At 72.6% G+C, this 18387-nt stretch carries 16 protein-coding genes; 2 read left to right on the top strand and 14 right to left on the bottom strand.

All coding sequences use genetic code 11. The features are described from left to right. Window positions 1-7 precede the first annotated feature (7 nt). The 4 genes from rimM to ASF35_RS11320 form a co-directional block, all read right to left on the bottom strand. Window positions 8-553, bottom strand: a complete 546-nt coding sequence (gene rimM, locus ASF35_RS11335; RefSeq protein WP_055967314.1) for a ribosome maturation factor RimM — start codon at window positions 551-553, stop codon at window positions 8-10. Between the two features lie 10 nt (window positions 554-563). After that, on the bottom strand, window positions 564-815 hold the full coding sequence (locus tag ASF35_RS11330) for an RNA-binding protein (protein ID WP_055967311.1): 252 nt from the start codon (window positions 813-815) through the stop codon (window positions 564-566). A gap of 2 nt (window positions 816-817) precedes the next feature. Continuing rightward, window positions 818-1318: a 30S ribosomal protein S16 gene (gene rpsP / locus ASF35_RS11325; RefSeq protein WP_055967308.1), complete on the bottom strand. Its 501-nt coding sequence runs from the start codon at window positions 1316-1318 to the stop codon at window positions 818-820. Between the two features lie 190 nt (window positions 1319-1508). Further along, window positions 1509-2300 carry a crotonase/enoyl-CoA hydratase family protein gene (locus ASF35_RS11320; protein ID WP_055967305.1) on the bottom strand — a complete coding sequence of 264 codons (792 nt, stop codon included), beginning with the start codon at window positions 2298-2300 and terminating at the stop codon, window positions 1509-1511. 60 nt (window positions 2301-2360) lie between these two features. Between ASF35_RS11320 and ASF35_RS11315 the strand changes: the two genes are divergently transcribed. After that, window positions 2361-2720 carry an ArsC/Spx/MgsR family protein gene (locus tag ASF35_RS11315; RefSeq protein ID WP_055967302.1) on the top strand — a complete coding sequence of 120 codons (360 nt, stop codon included), beginning with the start codon at window positions 2361-2363 and terminating at the stop codon, window positions 2718-2720. An 8-nt stretch (window positions 2721-2728) separates the two neighbouring features. Here the strand turns inward: ASF35_RS11315 and ASF35_RS11310 are convergent, their stop codons facing one another. Further along, a complete protein-coding gene (locus ASF35_RS11310) occupies window positions 2729-4639 on the bottom strand; it encodes an ABC transporter ATP-binding protein (protein ID WP_235499149.1) in 1911 nt (636 codons plus the stop codon). Beyond that, window positions 4636-6369, bottom strand: coding sequence for an ABC transporter ATP-binding protein (locus tag ASF35_RS11305; RefSeq protein ID WP_055967296.1), 1734 nt, complete (start codon window positions 6367-6369; stop codon window positions 4636-4638). Before ASF35_RS11305 ends, ASF35_RS11310 begins: the two co-directional genes overlap by 4 nt. 98 nt (window positions 6370-6467) lie before the next feature. On the opposite strand from ASF35_RS11305, the gene ASF35_RS11300 reads away from it, so the two are divergent. Next, window positions 6468-7274: a hypothetical protein gene (locus tag ASF35_RS11300; RefSeq protein ID WP_055967294.1), complete on the top strand. Its 807-nt coding sequence runs from the start codon at window positions 6468-6470 to the stop codon at window positions 7272-7274. On the opposite strand, the gene ASF35_RS11295 is transcribed toward ASF35_RS11300, so the two are convergent. From ASF35_RS11295 to cydD, 8 genes are all read right to left on the bottom strand, one after another. Then, complete coding sequence (locus ASF35_RS11295) at window positions 7258-8106, bottom strand: MBL fold metallo-hydrolase (RefSeq protein WP_055967291.1); 849 nt, start codon at window positions 8104-8106, stop codon at window positions 7258-7260. The genes ASF35_RS11300 and ASF35_RS11295 overlap by 17 nt on opposite strands. A gap of 10 nt (window positions 8107-8116) precedes the next feature. After that, the gene (gene ffh / locus ASF35_RS11290) at window positions 8117-9703 is read right to left on the bottom strand and encodes a signal recognition particle protein (protein WP_055967288.1); all 1587 of its coding nucleotides are present in this window, start codon (window positions 9701-9703) and stop codon (window positions 8117-8119) included. A gap of 57 nt (window positions 9704-9760) precedes the next feature. After that, window positions 9761-12040, bottom strand: a complete 2280-nt coding sequence (locus tag ASF35_RS11285) for a [protein-PII] uridylyltransferase (protein ID WP_055967285.1) — start codon at window positions 12038-12040, stop codon at window positions 9761-9763. A 103-nt stretch (window positions 12041-12143) separates the two neighbouring features. Beyond that, window positions 12144-12482, bottom strand: coding sequence for a P-II family nitrogen regulator (locus tag ASF35_RS11280; RefSeq protein WP_055967282.1), 339 nt, complete (start codon window positions 12480-12482; stop codon window positions 12144-12146). Between the two features lies 1 nt (window position 12483). Next, the gene (locus tag ASF35_RS11275) at window positions 12484-13752 is read right to left on the bottom strand and encodes an ammonium transporter (protein WP_082480779.1); all 1269 of its coding nucleotides are present in this window, start codon (window positions 13750-13752) and stop codon (window positions 12484-12486) included. Between the two features lie 155 nt (window positions 13753-13907). Beyond that, window positions 13908-15083: a signal recognition particle-docking protein FtsY gene (gene ftsY / locus ASF35_RS11270; protein WP_055967280.1), complete on the bottom strand. Its 1176-nt coding sequence runs from the start codon at window positions 15081-15083 to the stop codon at window positions 13908-13910. Beyond that, window positions 15080-16720, bottom strand: a complete 1641-nt coding sequence (gene cydC / locus ASF35_RS11265; RefSeq protein ID WP_162239306.1) for a thiol reductant ABC exporter subunit CydC — start codon at window positions 16718-16720, stop codon at window positions 15080-15082. The genes ftsY and cydC overlap by 4 nt, the downstream gene beginning before the upstream one ends. A 2-nt stretch (window positions 16721-16722) precedes the next feature. Beyond that, window positions 16723-18381 (bottom strand): thiol reductant ABC exporter subunit CydD, encoded by a 1659-nt coding sequence (gene cydD, locus ASF35_RS11260; RefSeq protein WP_055967273.1) that lies wholly within the window; start codon window positions 18379-18381, stop codon window positions 16723-16725. Window positions 18382-18387 lie beyond the last annotated feature (6 nt).

The following is an 18387-nucleotide window of genomic DNA, read 5'->3' as shown; positions in this document are numbered from 1 at the left end:
CCCCCGCTCACGTCCCGTCGCCCACGTCCGGGGTGGCGACGGCCTGGGCGTCGCGGTCCAGCAGGCCCGGGACGTCGGCCAGCGCGACGTGACCGGCGGCGAGGTCGACCTCGGGCACGAGAGCCGTGACGAAGGGGACGAGGACGCCGCGGGCGCCGTCGTCGAGATCGACGGAGAGCAGGTCCTGCTCGGGCAGGTGCAGCACCTCGGTCACGATGCCGACGTCGACTCCGTGGTGGTCGTGCACGCGCAGGCCCACGAGCTGGTGGTCGTAGTAGGCGTCGTCCTCGTCGGGCTCGTCGGCCGGATCGATGTCGACCTCCAGCACACGACCGTGCAGCGCCTCGGCCGCCGTGCGGTCGGCGACCCCCTCCAGACGCAGCAGCAGCCGCCCGGAGTGGTTCCGGGCGGCTGCCACGACGACGGTGCGGTCGCCGGCCACGAGCGCCGTGCCCGGGGCGAACCTTCGCTCGGGCTCGTCGGTGCGGACGTCGACCGTCAGCTCACCCTTGATCCCGTGAGCCCGGCCGATCCGACCGACCACGACGCGCATGGTCAGGACCTCAGCGCTGGCGGTCGACGTCCACGAAGTCGATGCGGGCACCCTTGGTGCCGGCGACCGCTCCGCTGACGGTGCGGATCGCCGACGCGGTGCGACCCTGACGGCCGATCACCTTGCCGAGGTCGGCCGGGTTGACGCGCACCTCGAAGAGGTCGCCGCGCCGCGTCTGCTTCTCGCTCACGTCGACCTCGTCGGGGTGGTCCACGATGCCCGACACGAGGTGCTCGATGACCTCCTGCGTGCGACCGGCCATGCTCAGGCCTCGGTGCTCTCGGCGGCGTCGTCGGCCTTGGGCTCCTCGGCCTTCGGCTCCTCAGCCTTCTCGGCCTTGGGCTCCTCAGCCTTCTCGGCGTCGTCGGCCTTGGCCTCGTCGGCCTTCGGCGCAGCCTTCTTGGCGGCCTTCTTCTTGGTGGTCGCCTCGGTCTTCGGCTCGGCGTGCAGCTCCTTGAGAGCGGCGTCGAACAGCGCAGCCTTGTCGGCCTTCGGCTCCGGCGTCTTGAGGGTGCTGGTGCCACCGATGTCACCGGTGATCTTGAGGATCGCGGCGACGGCCTCGGTCGGCTGGGCGCCGACGCCGAGCCAGTACTGGGCGCGCTCGGACACGACGTGGATCGTGGACGGCTCGGTCTTGGGGTTGTACGTGCCGATCTCCTCGATCACGCGACCGTCGCGCTTGGTGCGCGAGTCGGCGACGACGATGCGGTAGAACGGGGTGCGGATCTTGCCCATCCGCTTCAGGCGAATCTTGACGGCCACGAGTGTGGTGTCTCCTCAGGTCTCTGTGGTGTGGTGACGCGCCGGACCGGGTGGGGTCACGATCCGGGCACGAAGCTGGTGGGCCCATGCGGCCGGGCTGAGAGGGTCCCGTCCGCGTCGGACACAAGCCGACATTCTGCCAGACGGGACCCGGATCGACCACATCGCCTCGCGAGTCGACCGGTCAGGCTCACGGCGGAGTCGTCGGATCGTCGAACGACCCGTGCCGTCCCGCCCCCGAGACGAAGCGCTCGGCACCCGCGACGGCCTCGGAGGCCACCACGGGCAGGCCGCCCGCCCCCTCGGCGCGCAGGGCCTCGCGCAGCGGCAGGTCCCACTGGGCGATCGCCGACGCTCGATCGACGCGCAGGCACTCCTGCGGGAAGCGGGCGAGCTGCTCGGCCAGCTCGTGGGCGACGTCGAGGGCGCGCCCCGCGGGCACGACGCGGTTCACGAGCCCCATCTGCAGCGCCTCGTGCGCCTCGACGGCACGTCCGGTGAGGATGAGGTCCATCGCGCGGCCGTGCCCCACCACACGCGGGAGCCGCACCGTGCCGCCGTCGATCAGGGGAACACCCCAGCGCCGGCAGAACACGCCCAGCACGGCGTCCTCCGCGGCGACCCGCAGGTCCGCCAGCAGCGCCAGCTCGAGCCCGCCGGCCACGGCGTGTCCCTCGATCGCGGCCACCAGCGGCTTGGTGAGCGCCATCCGCGTGGGCCCCATGGGACCAGGACCGTCCGGGTCGAGCACGTGACGACGGTCGGGGTCGCCGACGGACGTCAGGTCGGCTCCGGCGCAGAAGCTGCCGCCCTCGCCGTGCAGCACCGCCACGGCCAGCGCGTCGTCGGCCTCGAACGCCTCGAACGCCGCCAGGAGCTCGGCGGCCATGGGGCCGTCGACGGCGTTGCGCACGTCGGGTCGGTCCAGGGTGATGGTGCAGACGTCGTCGTCGACGTCGAAGCGGACGGCAGCGGAGGACATGGCCCCACGCTAGCGATCCGTCGAGGTCGGCAGGAGGACCTGCGTGGCTAGGCTGCTCGCATGGCCGACGTCACGATCCTGCACAACCCCGCCTGCTCCACCTCGCGGCACGCGCTCGAGTCGGCCGCGGCGGCCGGGGTCGACGTCGAGGAGGTGCGCTACCTCAAGGAGCCGCTCGACCGGGCCGCCCTGCTCGACCTGCTGGACCGCCTCGAGGACGAGCCGTCCGCCCTGGTGCGCAAGGACTCGTTCTTCAAGGACCAGGAGCTCGACCCCGCCGCCTACGTCGTGCCCGAGCAGGTCGCGGACCTGCTCGTGGAGCACCCCCGGCTCATGGAGCGCCCCGTGCTGGTCCGCGGCGACCGGGCGATCATCGGTCGGCCGAAGAGCCGCGCCGAAGCCTTCCTCCGCGAGGGCTGAGTCGTCCCCTAGAGCGGTGTGCCGGCGAACTGCGCCGCGTAGAGCCGCTCGTAGGGTCCGCCGGCGCCCACGAGCGAGTCGTGCGTGCCCTGCTCGACGATGCGACCCGACTCCATCACCACGATGTGGTCGGCGTCGCGGATCGTCGAGAGCCGGTGCGCGATGACGAAGGACGTGCGGCCCGCCCGCAGCTGCTCCATGGCCTTCTGCACCAACGCCTCGGTGCGGGTGTCCACGCTGCTGGTCGCCTCGTCGAGCACCAGGATGGCCGGGTCGGCGAGGAAGGCCCGGGCGATGGTGAGGAGCTGGCGCTGGCCGGCGCTGACGCCGCCGCCCTCGTCCTCGATGACCGTGTCGTAGCCGGCGGGCAGCGTGCGCACGAAGTGGTCGACGTAGGCCGCCTCGGCCGCGGCCTGCACCTGCTCCTCGGTGGCACGGTGCGCACCGTAGGAGATGTTGTCGCGGATGCTCCCCTGGAAGAGCCACGCGTCCTGCAGCACCACGCCGAACGCCTCGCGGAGCCGAGCGCGCTCCATGGCGGCGACGTCGACGTCGTCGAGCGTGATGCGTCCGCCGTCGAGGTCGTAGAAGCGGAGCAGCAGGTTCGTGAGCGTCGTCTTGCCGGCCCCCGTGGGCCCGACGATGGCCACGGTCTGCCCCGGCTCCGCCACCAGGTCGAGGTGCTCGATGAGGGGATCGTCGCCGTAGGAGAAGCTGACGTCCTCGAAGACCACCCGGCCACGCAGCGGGTCCGGGAACGGCGCGTCGGGCGCGTCGGGGGCCTCGTGCGGCTCGTCGAGCAGCGCCAGCACCCGTTCGGCCGAGGCCATGCCGGACTGCAGGAGGTTGATCATGGAGGCCACCTGCGTCAGCGGCTGCGTGAACTGGCGTGAGTACTGGATGAAGGCCTGCACCTCGCCGATGGAGAGCGTCCCCGAGGCGACGCGGAACGCTCCGATCACGGCCACGAGCACGTAGTTCAGGTTCGACACGAACATCATCACCGGCGCGATCACCCCGGAGATGAACTGTGCCTTGAAGGCGGCTCCGAACAGGGCGTCGTTGCGGGAGTCGAACTCCTCGCGCGCCTGCTGCTGCCGGCCGTAGACCTTGACGATCTCGTGGCCGGTGAAGACCTCCTCGATGTGGCCGTTGAGCGCACCGGTCGCCGCCCACTGGGCCACGAACTGGGGCTGGGAGCGCTTCATGATGGCGCGGGTGAGGACCACGGCCACCGGGACCGTCAGCACGGCGACGAGAGCGAGCAGCGGCGAGATCCACAGCATCATGGCCAACGTCCCGACGACCGTCAGGACCGAGGTCAGCAGCTGGCTGATGGTCTGCTGCAGCGACTGCGCGATGTTGTCGATGTCGTTGGTCGTCCGCGACATCAGCTCACCACGCTCGTGGGCGTCGACACTGGCCAGCGGGAGACGGTTGAGGGTGTCCTCGACCTCGCCGCGCAGACCGGCCACCGTGCGCTGCACGACGACGGTCGTGAGGCGTCCCTGCCACCACATGAACACCGATGCCACGACGTAGAGCACCAGCGCGCCGGCCAGGACCCAGGCCAGGGAGGTGAAGTCGATGCCTTCACCCGGTCGGAGGTCCGTGCCGCGCACGAGGTCGGCCATCCGGTCGTCGCCCTGGGCCTCGAGCCCCGCGACCACCTCGGCCTTGTCGGCGCCCGCCGGGAACTGGTCGGACAGGTAGCCGCTGAAGACGATGTCGGTGGCGTGGCCGAGGATCCGCGGTCCGACGACCGAGAGCGCGGTGGCCACCAGGCCGAGCAGCCCGATGGCCTGCACCAGACGACGGTGGAACAGCAGCCGCTGGACCATGCGCCCGAGGGTGCCGCGGAAGTCGCTGGCCTTCTCGTGGTTCATGGCTCCGCCCCACGCGGGACCGCGCCCGCTCACGCGGCCTCCTCCTCGGTCAGCTGCGAGAGGACGATCTCGCGGTACACGTCGCAGTCGGCCATGAGCTCGGCGTGCGTGCCGGTGGACACCACCGTGCCCTGGTCGAGCACCACGATGCGGTCGGCGTCGCGGATGGTGCTGACGCGCTGGGCCACGGTGATGACGGCGGACTCGCGCGTGATGGCACGCAACGCCCGGCGGAGCGCGGCGTCCGTGGCGTAGTCCAGCGCCGAGAACGAGTCGTCGAAGAGGTAGACCAGCGGTCGCTTGACCACGGCACGGGCGATGGCCAGCCGCTGCCGCTGCCCACCGGACACGTTGGTGCCGCCCTGGGTGACCGGGGCCTGCAGCCCGCCGGGCATCGCCTCGACGAACTCACGGGCCTGCGCCACCTCCAGCGCCTGCCAGAGCTCCTCGTCGGTGGCGTCGTCACGGCCGTAGCGCAAGTTGGACGCGACGGTGCCGGAGAACAGGAACGCACGCTGCGGCACCAGCCCGATGGCGGCCCAGACGGCCTGCGGCTCGAGGTCGCGCACGTCGTGACCGTCCAGGAGCACCGCTCCCCCGGTCACGTCGAACAGACGCGGCACGAGACTCATGAGCGTGGTCTTGCCGCTGCCGGTGGAGCCGATGATCGCGGTGGTCTCGCCGGGCCGGGCCACGAGGTCCACGTCGTGCAGGACGTCGACCTCGGCACCGGGATAGGCGTAGGAGGCGCCTCGCAGCTCGACCTCGCCGCGGACGACGTGCGCGGGCGTGGCGTCTGGGTCGACCACGATGCTGGGCTCGGTCTCGAGCACCTCGGTGATGCGCTCGGCCGACACCTCCGCACGCGGCCACAGCATGAGCATGAAGGTGGCCATCATGACCGCCATGAGGATCTGGATCAGGTAGTTCTGGAACGCCGTGAGGGTGCCGACCTGCAGGTCGCCCGAGGCGATCCGGTAGCCGCCGAACCACGTGGCCAGCACCACCGAGACGTTCATGATCAGCATGACGGTGGGGAACATCAGCGACATGAGCCGACCGGTGGCCACGGCGACGTCGAGGTAGGCCTGGTTGGCGTCGTCGAACCGCTGCGTCTCGTGCTTCTCCTTGACGAACGCCCGGATGACGCGGATGCCCTGGATCTGCTCGCGCATGACGCCGTTGAGGCCGTCGACGCGGTCCTGCATCTGGCGGAAGAGCGGCCGCATCCGACGGATGATCAGGCCCACGCTGATCAGCAGCGCCGGCAGCGCCACGAGGAGGAGTGCCGAGAGCTCGACGTCCTGGCGCAGCGCCATGACCACGCCCCCGACGGCCATGATCGGCGCGGTCACCAGCAACGTCAGGCCCATGAAGGCCAGCATCTGCACCTGCTGGACGTCGTTCGTGCTCCGCGTGATCAGGGTCGGCGCGCCGAGCTGGGCCATCTCGCGCGCGGCGAAGGTCTCGACGCGGTCGAAGACGGCGGCGCGCAGGTCTCGACCGAGGGCCATCGCCACCCGCGCTCCGACGTAGACCGCCACCACCGTCGCGCCGACCTGGAGGACCGTGACCAGCAGCATCGTGGCGCCCGTGCGCCAGATGAAGGGCACGTCCCCGGTGACGATGCCGCGGTCGATGATGTCGGCGTTCAGACCGGGGAGGTAGAGGTTGGCCACGGTCTGTGCCAGCTGGAAGACGAGCACGACCGCGATCGCTCCCCGGTAGGGCGCCAGGTACCGGCGCAGCAGGGGGATCAGCACCGTTGCAGGCTACAACCAGCCTCCACGTCCCCGAGCGTCGTGACGCGGGCGGCCAGCATGGGCCAGACTGTGGCTCCACGACGACCCCGGGGGGAACGATGAGGCGCACCACCGTCATGGTCCTGACCGCCCTGGTCGCGCTCGCAGGCTGCGGTCCCAGCCAGGAGGAGCAGGCCGAGGAACGCCGCGCCGCCGCCGAGAAGGCCGAGACGAAGCGGTTGCAGACCGACCTGGCCACCGCCGTGGACGCCGTGGCGAAGGACAAGGACGCCAAGGGGCGCATGCCGCTCCCCGACGCGGTCGCCGCCCTCGAGGCGAAGGGCTACACGGCAGGATCGGTGCCGAGCCGGCCACTCGCGGGCACACCCGCGTACTGCGTCTGGCTCGTGGACCCCGACAGTGGTCGGTCGTTCGTCCACCAGAGCGCCGACGACGCCAGCGCCGAGGTGGACGAGGAGCCGACGTACTGCGAGCCGACGGTCTACCCGACCGAGGAGGCGCCCGCACCGACCTTCGGCAGCTCCCCCGCCGACCAGGAGGCGAAGCTGAGGAGCGAGCAGATCGGCGACTTCCTGCGAACGAATGCGACCGCCATCGCCGACCTGGTGGACGCGGTCTACATCGACGGGCCCGTCGGCGACGGCGCCGTCACCGCGGAGCAGAAGAAGGTCAGGAAGAAGAAGCTCGACGCGGTCGTCGAGGGGCTGGAGGACTTCGAGGCGGTCGGGGAGGAGCCGTCCGCGGGCTTCGGGTACGGGGTCGCGTTCGGCGACGAGGAGTTCTGCGTCTACACCTACCACCAGGTGAAGGACGGTCAGGCCTTCGTCCACCAGAGCCTCACGGACGAGACCACGCGCGCCGAGCCCGGCTCCACCACCTGCGACACGGTCACCGCCCTGCGCTGAGGCCGGTCTCCCACCGCTCGCCGTCCGTGCCCGGCCGCGCGCCGAGGTCGGCCAGGCGTCGCACCAGCTCGTCCTCCGGGGGGTTGTGGTGGCTGAGGTGCAAGGCCACGACGTCGGTCGACGTCGTCACGGCGCCGACCTCGCGCAGCCGCTCGAGCAGCGACCCGAGCGTGCCGAGGTGCAGGTGCCCCGACCCGAGGTCGGCGCGGTCGCCGAAGGTCTCCTCCACCAGCACGGCGTCGTAGGCGGCGTCGCGGACCGTCTCGAACCACGACGCCTCCCACGGTCCGGTGTCGCAGGCCCACAGCACCCGAGCACAGTCGGAGCCCGTGACGTCGTAGAGGACGGCGTCGCCCGAGGCCATCACCGTGTGAGCCGCGGACAGCACCTGCACGCGGATCGGCTCCCCTCCCCCGTGCGGGGCCGCGCCGAGGTCCAGCACGTCACCCGCGTCCACCGCGTGGAACCGCACGGTCGAGTCCGGCGCCACCCACCGGCGCGCCTCGTCGACGACGGTGGCCGGACCCACGACGTCGAGGGGCTCGTCGTTCACCCAGGACCGGAACAGCAGCAGCTGCGGCCCGAAGTGGTCGGCGTGGGCGTGGGTCACGAGGACGACACGCACGTCGGCGAGCGACTCACCGCAGCGCGTCGCGGCAGCGAGCACCTCGGGCCCGGGATCGAGCAGCACGGCGGTGCCGTCGACCCGGAGCAGCGCGCTGGTCTGACCACGCAGCACGCCTGCGGCACGCTGGGCCTCGCACGAGTCGCAGCGGCAGAACGCGTTCGGCCAGCCGTCGGCCGATCCCGTGCCGAGCAGGCGGAGGTGCACCTCGCTGGACCTACAGCAGGTCCCGCAGCTCCTTCGGCAGCTCGAAGTCCTGGTCGCCGCCCTGCTTGCCGAAGCCGAAGGCGTCGGCCCCGGTGGTCGTGGGGGCGTCCTTCGGCTGCGCGGCCTGGGCCCGCTTGGCGGGGTTGCCGGAGACGCGCTTGCCCTTCTTCTTGCCCTTGTTCTGGGGCTTCTGACGCGCACCGGCACGCTTGCCGGGCATGCCCGGCATCCCGGGGACGCCACCCATGCCGGGGACGCCTCCGCCCTTGGCCATCTGCTGCATCATCTTGCGCGCGTCGAAGAAACGGGTGACGAGCTGGTTGACGTCCTGGACCGTGGTGCCCGAGCCCTTGGAGATCCGGGCGCGGCGCGAACCGTCGATGATCTTGGGGTCGTCGCGCTCCTTGGGCGTCATCGACAGGATGATCGCCTTGATCTTGTCGAGCTCGCGGTCGTCGAAGTCGGCCAGCTGGTCCTTGAACTGACCCATGCCGGGCAGCAGGCCCATGAGCTTGGTCATCGACCCCATCTTCGACAGGGCCTCCATCTGCTTGAGGAAGTCCTGCAGCGTGAAGGTGCCGCCGAGCATGCGCTCGGCGTCCTTCTCGGCCTGCTCGGCGTCGTAGACCTTCTCGGCCTGCTCGATGAGCGAGAGCATGTCGCCCATGTCGAGGATGCGCCCGGCCATGCGGTCGGGGTGGAACACGTCGAAGTCGGTGAGCTTCTCGCCCGTCGACGCGAACATGATCGGCCGGCCGGTGACCTGACGCACCGAGAGCGCTGCGCCACCGCGGGCGTCGCCGTCGAGCTTGGTCAGGACCACACCGGTGACGTCGACGCCCTCGTTGAAGGCCTCGGCGGTCTGCACGGCGTCCTGGCCGATCATCGCGTCGATGACGAACAGCACCTCGTCGGGCTGCACGGCGTCGCGGATGTCGCGTGCCTGCTGCATGAGGTCGGCGTCGATGCCCAGGCGTCCGGCGGTGTCGACGACCACCACGTCGTGCAGCGTGCGTCGGGCCTCGGCCACCGCGTCGCGGGCGACCTGGACGGGGTCGCCGTAGGAGCGGGTGCCCTCGGCTCCACCGTCACCTGACCCGGTGTTGCCCGCCTCCGGCGCGTACACCGTGACGCCGGCCTGCTGGCCGACGACCTGCAGCTGGTTGACGGCGTTGGGGCGCTGGAGGTCGCAGGCCACGAGCATCGGGCTGTTGCCCTGCTCCTTCAGCCAGCGACCCAGCTTGCCCGCCAGGGTCGTCTTACCCGCGCCCTGGAGGCCGGCCAGCATGATGACGGTCGGCGGGTTCTTGGCGAACCGGATCCGGCGCGTCTCACCGCCGAGGATGCCGACGAGCTCCTCGTTGACGATCTTGATGACCTGCTGGGCGGGGTTGAGCGCCTTGGACACCTCGGCACCGAGCGCGCGCTCCTTGACGCGGGCGACGAAGTCGCGCACGACGGGCACGGCGACGTCGGCGTCGAGCAGCGCGAGGCGGATCTCGCGTGCCGTGGCGTCGATGTCGGCCTCGGTGAGACGCCCCTTGCCGCGCAGGTTCTTGAACGCGGACTGGAGGCGGTCCTGCAGGGTGTCGAACATGACGGCCAGCCTACCGAGCGGGTCGCGGCACCGACGCAGCCCAGTCCCGCCCGGCGCTCACACGAGGGCGTCGTCGACGGTGGCGCGCAGCTCCTGCGCCACCGGCCCCGACAGGGGGTCCCCCGTCGCGTCGACCACGTAGAAGACGTCTCGGGCCTCGTCGCCGTAGGTGGACAGGTGCGCCGAGCGGATCGAGCACCCACTGCGGGCGATGGCGTCGCACACCGTCCAGACCAGGCCGCGACGGTCGGCGGCGCGCACCTCCAGCAGGGTCGCGGAGTCCGACGAGTCGGGCAGGACCCGCACCCGCGCAGCGACCCCCTCGACGGCGGTGAGGGTCATCCGGTCCTCCAGGGCGACCTCACCCTCGAGCACCGGGACCAGGCGCTCCCGCACCGTGCTGGCGAGCACGCCCGCGCGGGTGACCTCCCAGAGCGAGACGGCCGCATCCCCCTGCGTGACCACGCGGACGGAGCGGATGGCCAGGCCCTGCAGGGCGAGCCCGCCGGCGATGCGCGCCATGACACCCGGCCGGTCCCCGGTGACCACCGTCAGGAGCGACCCGCCCTGGTGGTCCTCGGCCGTCAGCTCCACGACGCCGTCGCCCGTGCGGGCCAGCACCTCGGGCTCGGGCAGGGCCAGGTCGGCGGGCCAGCCCTCGTAGTCGTCGGAGGCCACCGCGGGCACCGCGCCGGCCAGGTGGTCGCGGGTCTTGGCCACGAGCCCCTCCACGAGGCCTCGTCGCCACGCCGTCCAGGCCGTGGGCCCGGTGGAGCCGGCGTCGGCCTGCGTGAGTCCGAGCAGCAGGTCCAGGAAGGCGGTGTCGCCCACGATCTCCGCCACGTTCGCCGCGGTCGCCGGATCCTCGATGTCGCGGCGGGTCGCCACGTTGGTCAGCAGCAGGTGCCAACGCACGAGTCGTCCGACCACGTCGGCGTCCGCGTCGGTGAAGCCCCACCGGAGGGCGACCTGCTCGGCCATCGGGGCACCCACCTCGCTGTGGTCGCCCGGGCGGCCCTTGCCGATGTCGTGCAGCAGGGCGGCGACCGCGAGCAGGTCGGGGCGGTCGACGTCGCGGCGCAGTCCGGCGGCGACGACGCACGTCTCGACGCTGTGCCGGTCGACGGTGAAGCGGTGGACCGGCGAGCTCGAGCCGCGCAGCCGCACGTCGGCCCACTCGGGGAGCCACCGGTCGACGACGCCGGCGATGTCGAGCTCCTCCCACACCTGCACCAGCCCGCGCCCGGCCGTGAGCAGGTCGACGAGCGAGCGCGTCGCGGGCGCCGGCCACGGCTCCGGAAGGTCGCCGAGGTCACGGGCGAGGCGCTGGGCCGTGCCGGCGCCGAGCGGCAGCCCGGCCTTGGCGGCCGCGGCGGCGGCCCTGAGGGCGACCACCGGGTCGGTGCGAGGTGCGGCGTCGGCCGTGAGCACGATCTCGTCGCCGAGCCAGCCCACACCGGTGTCGACCTGGACGACGGCGGGCCCGGCACGACGGACGCCGGGGCGCGGCCGAGGACTGGTGCGCGGCACGAGCACGCCGTCGAGCCGACGCCACGTCACGTCGGCCACGTGCGCGATGCGCCGCCCGAGGTGACGCACGTGCAGGTCGAGCGCCTCGGGGTCCATGCCCACGGACGTGGCGACGGCGGGCACGTCGTCGACCACCAGCCGATCGGTCCGACGGCCGGTGGTGGCGTGCACGGCGTCGCGCACGTCCAGCAGCGCCGACCTCAGCTCCTCGACCTCGGCGTGCGGCACGTCGACGAGCCAGGTGGCCACGAGTGCCCGCAGGTCGACGCCGTCACGCAGTCCCCCACCTGACTCCTTGAGGTCGGGGACGGCGGCGTAGGCCAGCCACCCGAATCGCTCGATCCGCTGCTCCCGGCCTGCGCGGACCTCCTCCACGCGCGTGCGCGCCTCGCGTCGCCAGTCGGCCAGCACGTGGGACCGCAGGCCCAGCACCAGGCCCGCGTCGCCGGCGACGGCGCGGGCGTCGAGCATCCCCATCGCGGCGCGGTGGTCGTCGCGGGCCGTGGCCCGCATCTGCTCGGCGTCGCGCACGGAGTGGTCCAGCGGGATCTTCGCGTCCCACAGCGGGTACCAGAGCGCCTCGGCCACCTCGCGCACGCGACTCTCCGGCACCGCCGGGTCGTGGAGCAGCACGACGTCGAGGTCGCTCGACGGCGACAGCTCGCGCCGGCCGTACCCGCCCACCGCCACCGCGGCGAGACCGGAGGGGTCGGGACCGACAGCCGTAGCGAAGACGTCGGCGAGCAGCCGGTCTGCGTCGTCGGCCCGACGTCGCCGCTGCGTCGCCGTGCTCGGGGGGTGGCTCACGGGATCAGTCTCCCCGCCTCGGCGGGCGGCACGACGCAGCCCCCGACCGGGCGGGTCGGGGGCTGCGTGCGCACCGCTGCGGGCCCCGGGTCAGAGCACTGGGTCAGAGCGCGGCCTCGTCGGTCTCGCCGGTGCGGACCCGCACCACCGAGTCGACCGGGACGACCCAGACCTTGCCGTCGCCGATCTTGCCGGTCTGCGCGGCACCGGTGATCGTGCTGACCACGCTCTCGACGTCGGCCGCGTCGACCACGACCTCGAGCCGGATCTTCGGCACGAGCGTCACGTCGTACTCGGCGCCACGATAGACCTCGGTGTGGCCCTTCTGCTGGCCGTAGCCGCTGGCCTCGGTGACGGTCATGCCGGCGACGCCGGCGGCGGCGAGGGCCTCGCGGACCTCTTCCCACTTGTGCGGCTTGATGACCGCGGTCACGAGCTTCATCTCAGACTCCCGTCTTGAAGGGCGAACCACCGGATCCACCGGTGTAGTCGTACGCGGACTCGAGGTGCTCGACCTGGTCGATGCCGGCGACCTCGTCGTCCGGGTCGATCCGGAAGCCGATGGTCACGTCGATCAACTTACCGATGATGTAGGTGAGCACGAACGAGAAGACCAGGACGACGACCGCTGCGAGGACCTGCTTGCCGAGCAGCGCGGCGTCGCCGCCGTAGAAGAGTCCGTCGACCGGCGCACCGCCTCCGGTGGAGGTGGTGGCCAGGAAGCCGATGAGGACCGTGCCGATGAGGCCACCGACGAGGTGCACGCCGACGACGTCGAGCGAGTCGTCGATCCCGAGCTTCCACTTGAGGCTCACGGCGGCCGCACAGGCGATGCCGGCGATCAGGCCGAGCACGATGGAGCCGAACGGCGACAGCGCGCCCGCGGCCGGCGTGATGGCCACGAGACCGGCGACCGCGCCGGACGCGGCACCGAGGCTGGTGCCCTTCTTCTCCTTGACGAGCTCGTAGGCGAGCCACCCGGCGATCGCCGCGCCCGTGGCCACGGCGGTGTTCACGAAGGCGAGACCGGCCAGGCCGTTGGCACCGACGGCGGAGCCGGCGTTGAAGCCGAACCAGCCGAACCACAGCAGGCCGGCGCCGAGGAGCACGAACGGCAGGTTGTGCGGACGCATCGGGTCCCGCTTCCAGCCGGTGCGCTTGCCGAGGACGAGGGCCAGTGCGAGTCCGGCCGCACCGGCGTTGATGTGCACGGCGGTGCCGCCCGCGAAGTCCACCGCCTCCAGCTGCGTGGCGATCCAGCCGCCGTCGTCACCGAAGTCGAAGACCCAGTGCGCGACCGGGAAGTAGACGATCGTGACCCACACGACCACGAAGACGACCCAGCCGGAGAACTTGGCGCGGTCGGCGATCGCACCGCTGATCAGGGCGACCGTGATGATCGCGAACATGAGCTGGAAGCCGGCGAAGACGAACTCGGGGATGGTGCCGTAGGCGGTCTCGACGCCGATGTTGGTGAAGCCCAGGCGGTCGAACCCGCCCAGCCAGCCGTTGCCTCCGGGGCTGAACGCGAACGAGTAGCCGTAGAGCACCCACAGGACGGGGACGATCGCGAGAGCGGCGAAGCTCATCATCATCATGTTGAGCACGCTCTTGGCCCGGGTCATGCCGCCGTAGAAGAAGGCGAGTCCGGGTGTCATGAGCAGGACCAGCGCCGAGCTGGCCAAGATCCAGGCGGTGTCGCCGGTATCCATGGAACCTCCGAGTGGCTGAGGGGTGACGTGGTGGGACGGCACGCCGTGCGGCAGCGCCTGCGTCACACTGTGGAACGCCCCGATTACCTCCACGGCAGCGCCACGTTTCGCTCAGGTCACGAGATCGGCGGTCACGTTACGGGCGTGTTACCCGATCAGCCGAGCAGGGCGTCGACGAACTCGGCGGCGTCGAACGGGGCGAGGTCGTCGGCACCCTCGCCGAGACCGACGAACTTGACCGGGACGCCGAGCTCGCGCTGGACGGCCACGACGATGCCGCCCTTGGCCGTGCCGTCGAGCTTGGTGAGGACCACGCCGGTGACGTCGACGACCTCGCCGAACACCTGGGCCTGACGCAGGCCGTTCTGGCCGGTGGTGGCATCGATGACGAGCAGCACCTCGGTGACCGGCGCCTGCTTCTCGGCCACGCGCTTGACCTTGCCGAGCTCGTCCATGAGACCGGACTTGGTGTGCAGACGCCCCGCGGTGTCGATGACCACGACGTCGGCGCCGAGCTCGATGCCACGCTTGACGGTGTCGAAGCCGACGCTGGCCGGGTCGCCGCCCTCAGGGCCACGCACGACCTCGACCCCGACCCGCTGGCCCCACGTGCTCAGCTGGTCGGCGGCGGCGGCACGGAAGGTGTCGGCGGCGCCCAGCACCACGGTGCGGTCCTCGGCCACGAGCACGCGCGCGAGCCGCCCGACAGTGGTGGTCTTCCCGGTGCCGTTGACGCCGACCACGAGCACGACGCCGGGCTTGCCGTCGGCACCCGTGGTGGCGACGGCACGGCCGAGGGACGGGTCGACGAGGGCGATGAGCTCCTCGCGCAGCGCGGTGCGAGCGCCCTCGGGGTCGGTGATGCCCTCCACGCGGACGCGGGTGCGCAGACGGTCCACGAGCTCGGTGGTCGGGCCCACGCCAACGTCGGCGGCCAGCAGCGTGTCCTCGAGCTCCTCCCAGGCGGCGTCGTCGAGGTCGGCCCGGCCGAGCACCGAGAGCAGTCCGCGCCCGAGCGAGCTGTTGGAGCGGGCGAGCCGTGCGCGCAGCCGCACGAGCCGACCCTGCGCGGGCTCGGGACGCTCGACCGTGGTGGTCGGGGACGCCGATGCCTTCTCGTCGGCGGGCACCTCCTCGAACGGCGGCTCCTCGTCCTCGGACGGCAGGTGCGGCTCCGGGTGCTCCGGGTGGTCGATGACCTCCTCGGTGATCGCGTCGAGGTCGCGCGGTGGCGGCAGCTCGGAACGTCCGCGGCGGACGAGGAGGGCGGCACCACCGCCGAGGACGACGACGGCGACGGCGATGAGGGCGACGAGGAGCTCGGTGGTCACCCACCCACCCTAGAGGCGCCCCCCACCGGCGCGAGCGACGCGCCGAGGTCGAGCCGGTGGTCGTACCGGGCGACGACCTCCGGGGCGTGGGACACGATCACGAGGGTGTGCTCGGGAGCGAGGGCGTCGACGTCGTCGAGCAGGGCCCGGGCGGTGGGCGCGTCGAGGTGCTCGGTGGGCTCGTCGAGCACGAGGACCCGGTGCCCGGCGAGGAGCATGCGGGCGAGGGCGATGCGCTGGCGCTCGCCGCCCGAGAGCACGGCCCCGCCCTCACCGAGGACGGTGTCGAGACCGTCGGGCCAGGACGCGACGGTGTCGGCGAGCCGCACCCGACCGAGGGTGCGCCAGACGAGGTCGTCGCCGGCGGCGGGGTCGGCGACGCGCAGGTTCTCGCGCACGGTCGTGTCGAACAGCACGGCGTCCTGCTGCATCCAGCCGACGGCGCCGCGCACCTGCTCCCGCGTGAGGTCGAGCAGGTCCGCACCGCCCAGACGCACCGTCCCGGCACGAGGCTCGACGAGGCGCGAGAGCGTGGCCGCGAGCGTGCTCTTGCCGACCCCGCTCGGTCCGGTGACCACCAGCACCCTGCCCTCCCCGACGTGGGTCGTGACCCCGCGGACGAGGTCACGGTCCCAGCCGAGCGTCACGTCCTGCAGCTCGAGGTCGAAGCCCACGGGCGCCGCGTCCGCGACGGGAGCCGGCATCGGGTCCGTGGCGCCCTCGAGCGCGGCGAGGCGTGCGCGAGCGGCGGCGACGCGCGGGCGGAGGCGCTCGGCCTCGGCCACGGCGTCGAGCACGTCGACCAGCCCGATGGGTGCGAGCACCAGCACGCCGACGAGGGGTCCGGCGAGGCCGGCGTCGGCCGTGACCAGCGCCGTGGCGAGAACGCACGCAGCGCCGCCGAGCAGCACCACCAGCGAGCCCACACCACCGGCCCAGGCACGTCGACGGTCCTGCAGGGCGAGCGCGTCGACCGCCGCGTGCACGGTGGCGTCGCGTCCCCGCGCGGACCCGTAGGCGACCAGGTCCGGTGCGGCCAGCACCAGCTCGGTGACGTTCCCGGCCACCGACGTCGCTGCGTCCGACCCCGACCCCGACCCCGTGCCGCCGTCGGCGAGCCGAGGGACGAGGACCCGCGCGACGAGCAGCACCCCACCGGCGTACAGAGCCAGCGCCAGCCCGGCGGCCGGGAGGACGACGGACACCACCCCCACGGTCACCGCCGATGCCACCACGGCCGAGATCCACGGCAGCCGCAGGCGCAGCAGGCCGTCCTGCACGGTCTCGACGTCGGAGACGACGGTGCGCACGACGTCGCCTCGGCGCATCGCACCGGCGGCGGGCATCGTGCGTGCCAGGGCACGGTAGGCCTGCACCCGGTCGTCGATCCCGCGGGCGAGGGCAGCGTCGTGCGTGAGGAGCCGCTCGGCGTAGCGCAGCGCCGCCCGGGCCACGCCGAACATGCGCACCGACGTGATGGCGACGATGAGGTAGAGGACCGGCGGCTGCTCGGCGGCCCGCACCACGAGCCACCCGGAGGTGAGCAGCAGGCCAAGGGAGCTCAGCTGTGCCGCCACGCCGAGGCTCGCCCCGAGACCCAGGTGCCCCCGGGGCGAGGCGATGAGCCTGCGCACCACGTTCACGAGGGGACCACCGTCGCGGACTCGGCGCTCGCCACGGTGACCCGCAGCTCGCGCGAGGCGGCGGCCACGGTCTCGGCGCGGTGCGCGACCACGACGACGGTGACGTCGCCGGTCTCCTGGAGCCGGCAGAGCGTGCCGAGCACGGTGCTCTCTCGGTGGGCGTCGAGGCCCGCGGTCGGCTCGTCCATGAGCAGGAGCCACGCGTCGCCCGCCCGGATGCGCAGCAGGGCCCGGGCCACCGCCACGCGACGCCGCTCACCGGCGGACAGGGACTGTCCCTGCTCCCCCACGTGGCGCTCGGCGGGAAGGTCGTCGGCGCCCGCGTCGTCGAGGGCCGCGCGCACCTGCGCGTCGTCGGCGTCGGGGTCACCGAGCCGGACGTTGTCGGCGACGCTGCCGGCGAGCAGGTGGGGGTCCTGCGGGACCCAGGCGACACGACGGCGCCACGCCTCGGGGTCGAGCTCGTCGAGCCGGTGCCGCCCCACCCGCACGGCCCCGGCGGTGGGAGCGGCGAAGCCCAGCAGCACCGACAGCAGCGTCGACTTGCCGGAACCGGACGGTCCGGTGACCGCGACGAAGTCGCCGGGCAGGAGGGTGAAGGCCGGCAGCACGAGGGCCGGTTGCTCACGTCCGGGATGGACGACCTCGAGGGCCTGCACCGTGACCGGCGCCGGACCGTCCACCACGAAGTGGCCGGTCGCCCGGTCGGGCTGGGGGCCGTCGAGCAGCGTGAGCGCCTCGTCGGCCGCGGCCAGCCCCTGGGTGCTGTCGTGGAACTGGGTGCCGAGCCGGCGCAGCGGGAGGTAGGCCTCGGGAGCGAGGACGATGACCAGCAGACCGGTCCCCAGGTCGAGCCCCCCGCCGACGAGTCGCAGCCCGGCGGCGACGGCGACGAGAGCCACCGACAGGGTGCTGAACAGCTCGAGGACGAGTGAGGACAGGAACGCGGTGCGCAGCGACTCCATCGTGGCTCGACGGTGCCGCTCCCCCACGTCGCGCAGCCCACGGGCCGAGTCGCGACCGAACCCGGTCAGCACCGTCAGGCCGGCGAGCACGTCGGAGAAGTGCCGCCCGAGACGCTGCAGCTCACCCCACCGGTGGTCGAGCCGGTCGCGCGTCACGAGGCCCACGAGCACCAGGAACGTGACCACGAGCGGGAGCGTGAGCACGACGATGAGCGCCGAGAGGGGGTCGACCACCGCGAGCGTCAGGAGCACGGCCACGGGCACGACGGCCGTGAGCACCACCTGGGGCAGGAAGCGCGCCACGTAGCCGTCGAGCGCGTCGAGCCCGGTCTCGAGCAACGTGGCGACGCGCGCGCTCGACGGCGCGGCGCCCACCCGACGCTGGTCGAGCACGGCCTCGACGAGGTCGTGCCGGAGCCCGGCCTTCACGGAGGCGGCGGCGCGGGTGCCGGCCGTGGCCTGCGCCCAGGCGAGCACGCCGCGCGCGGCCACGACCGCGGCGAGCAGAGCGGCCCCGGCGGCGATCGCACGGGTCGACTCGCCCTCGACGAGACCGACCACGACGTCGGAGACCAGCCAGGCCTGGGCCACCACCGCGACGGCGGCGACGGACCCGAGCACGACGGTGGCGACGAGGAAGCGCCGCGCCGGCCGCGACCGGCGCAGGAGGCGGGGATCGACGGGACCCACGGCCGC

This window comes from Aeromicrobium sp. Leaf291, from assembly GCF_001423365.1.
In the GTDB taxonomy this organism is placed as follows: domain Bacteria; phylum Actinomycetota; class Actinomycetes; order Propionibacteriales; family Nocardioidaceae; genus Aeromicrobium.
Note: the sequence above shows the minus strand (reverse complement) of the source record. Positions and strands in the feature narration are given on the sequence as shown.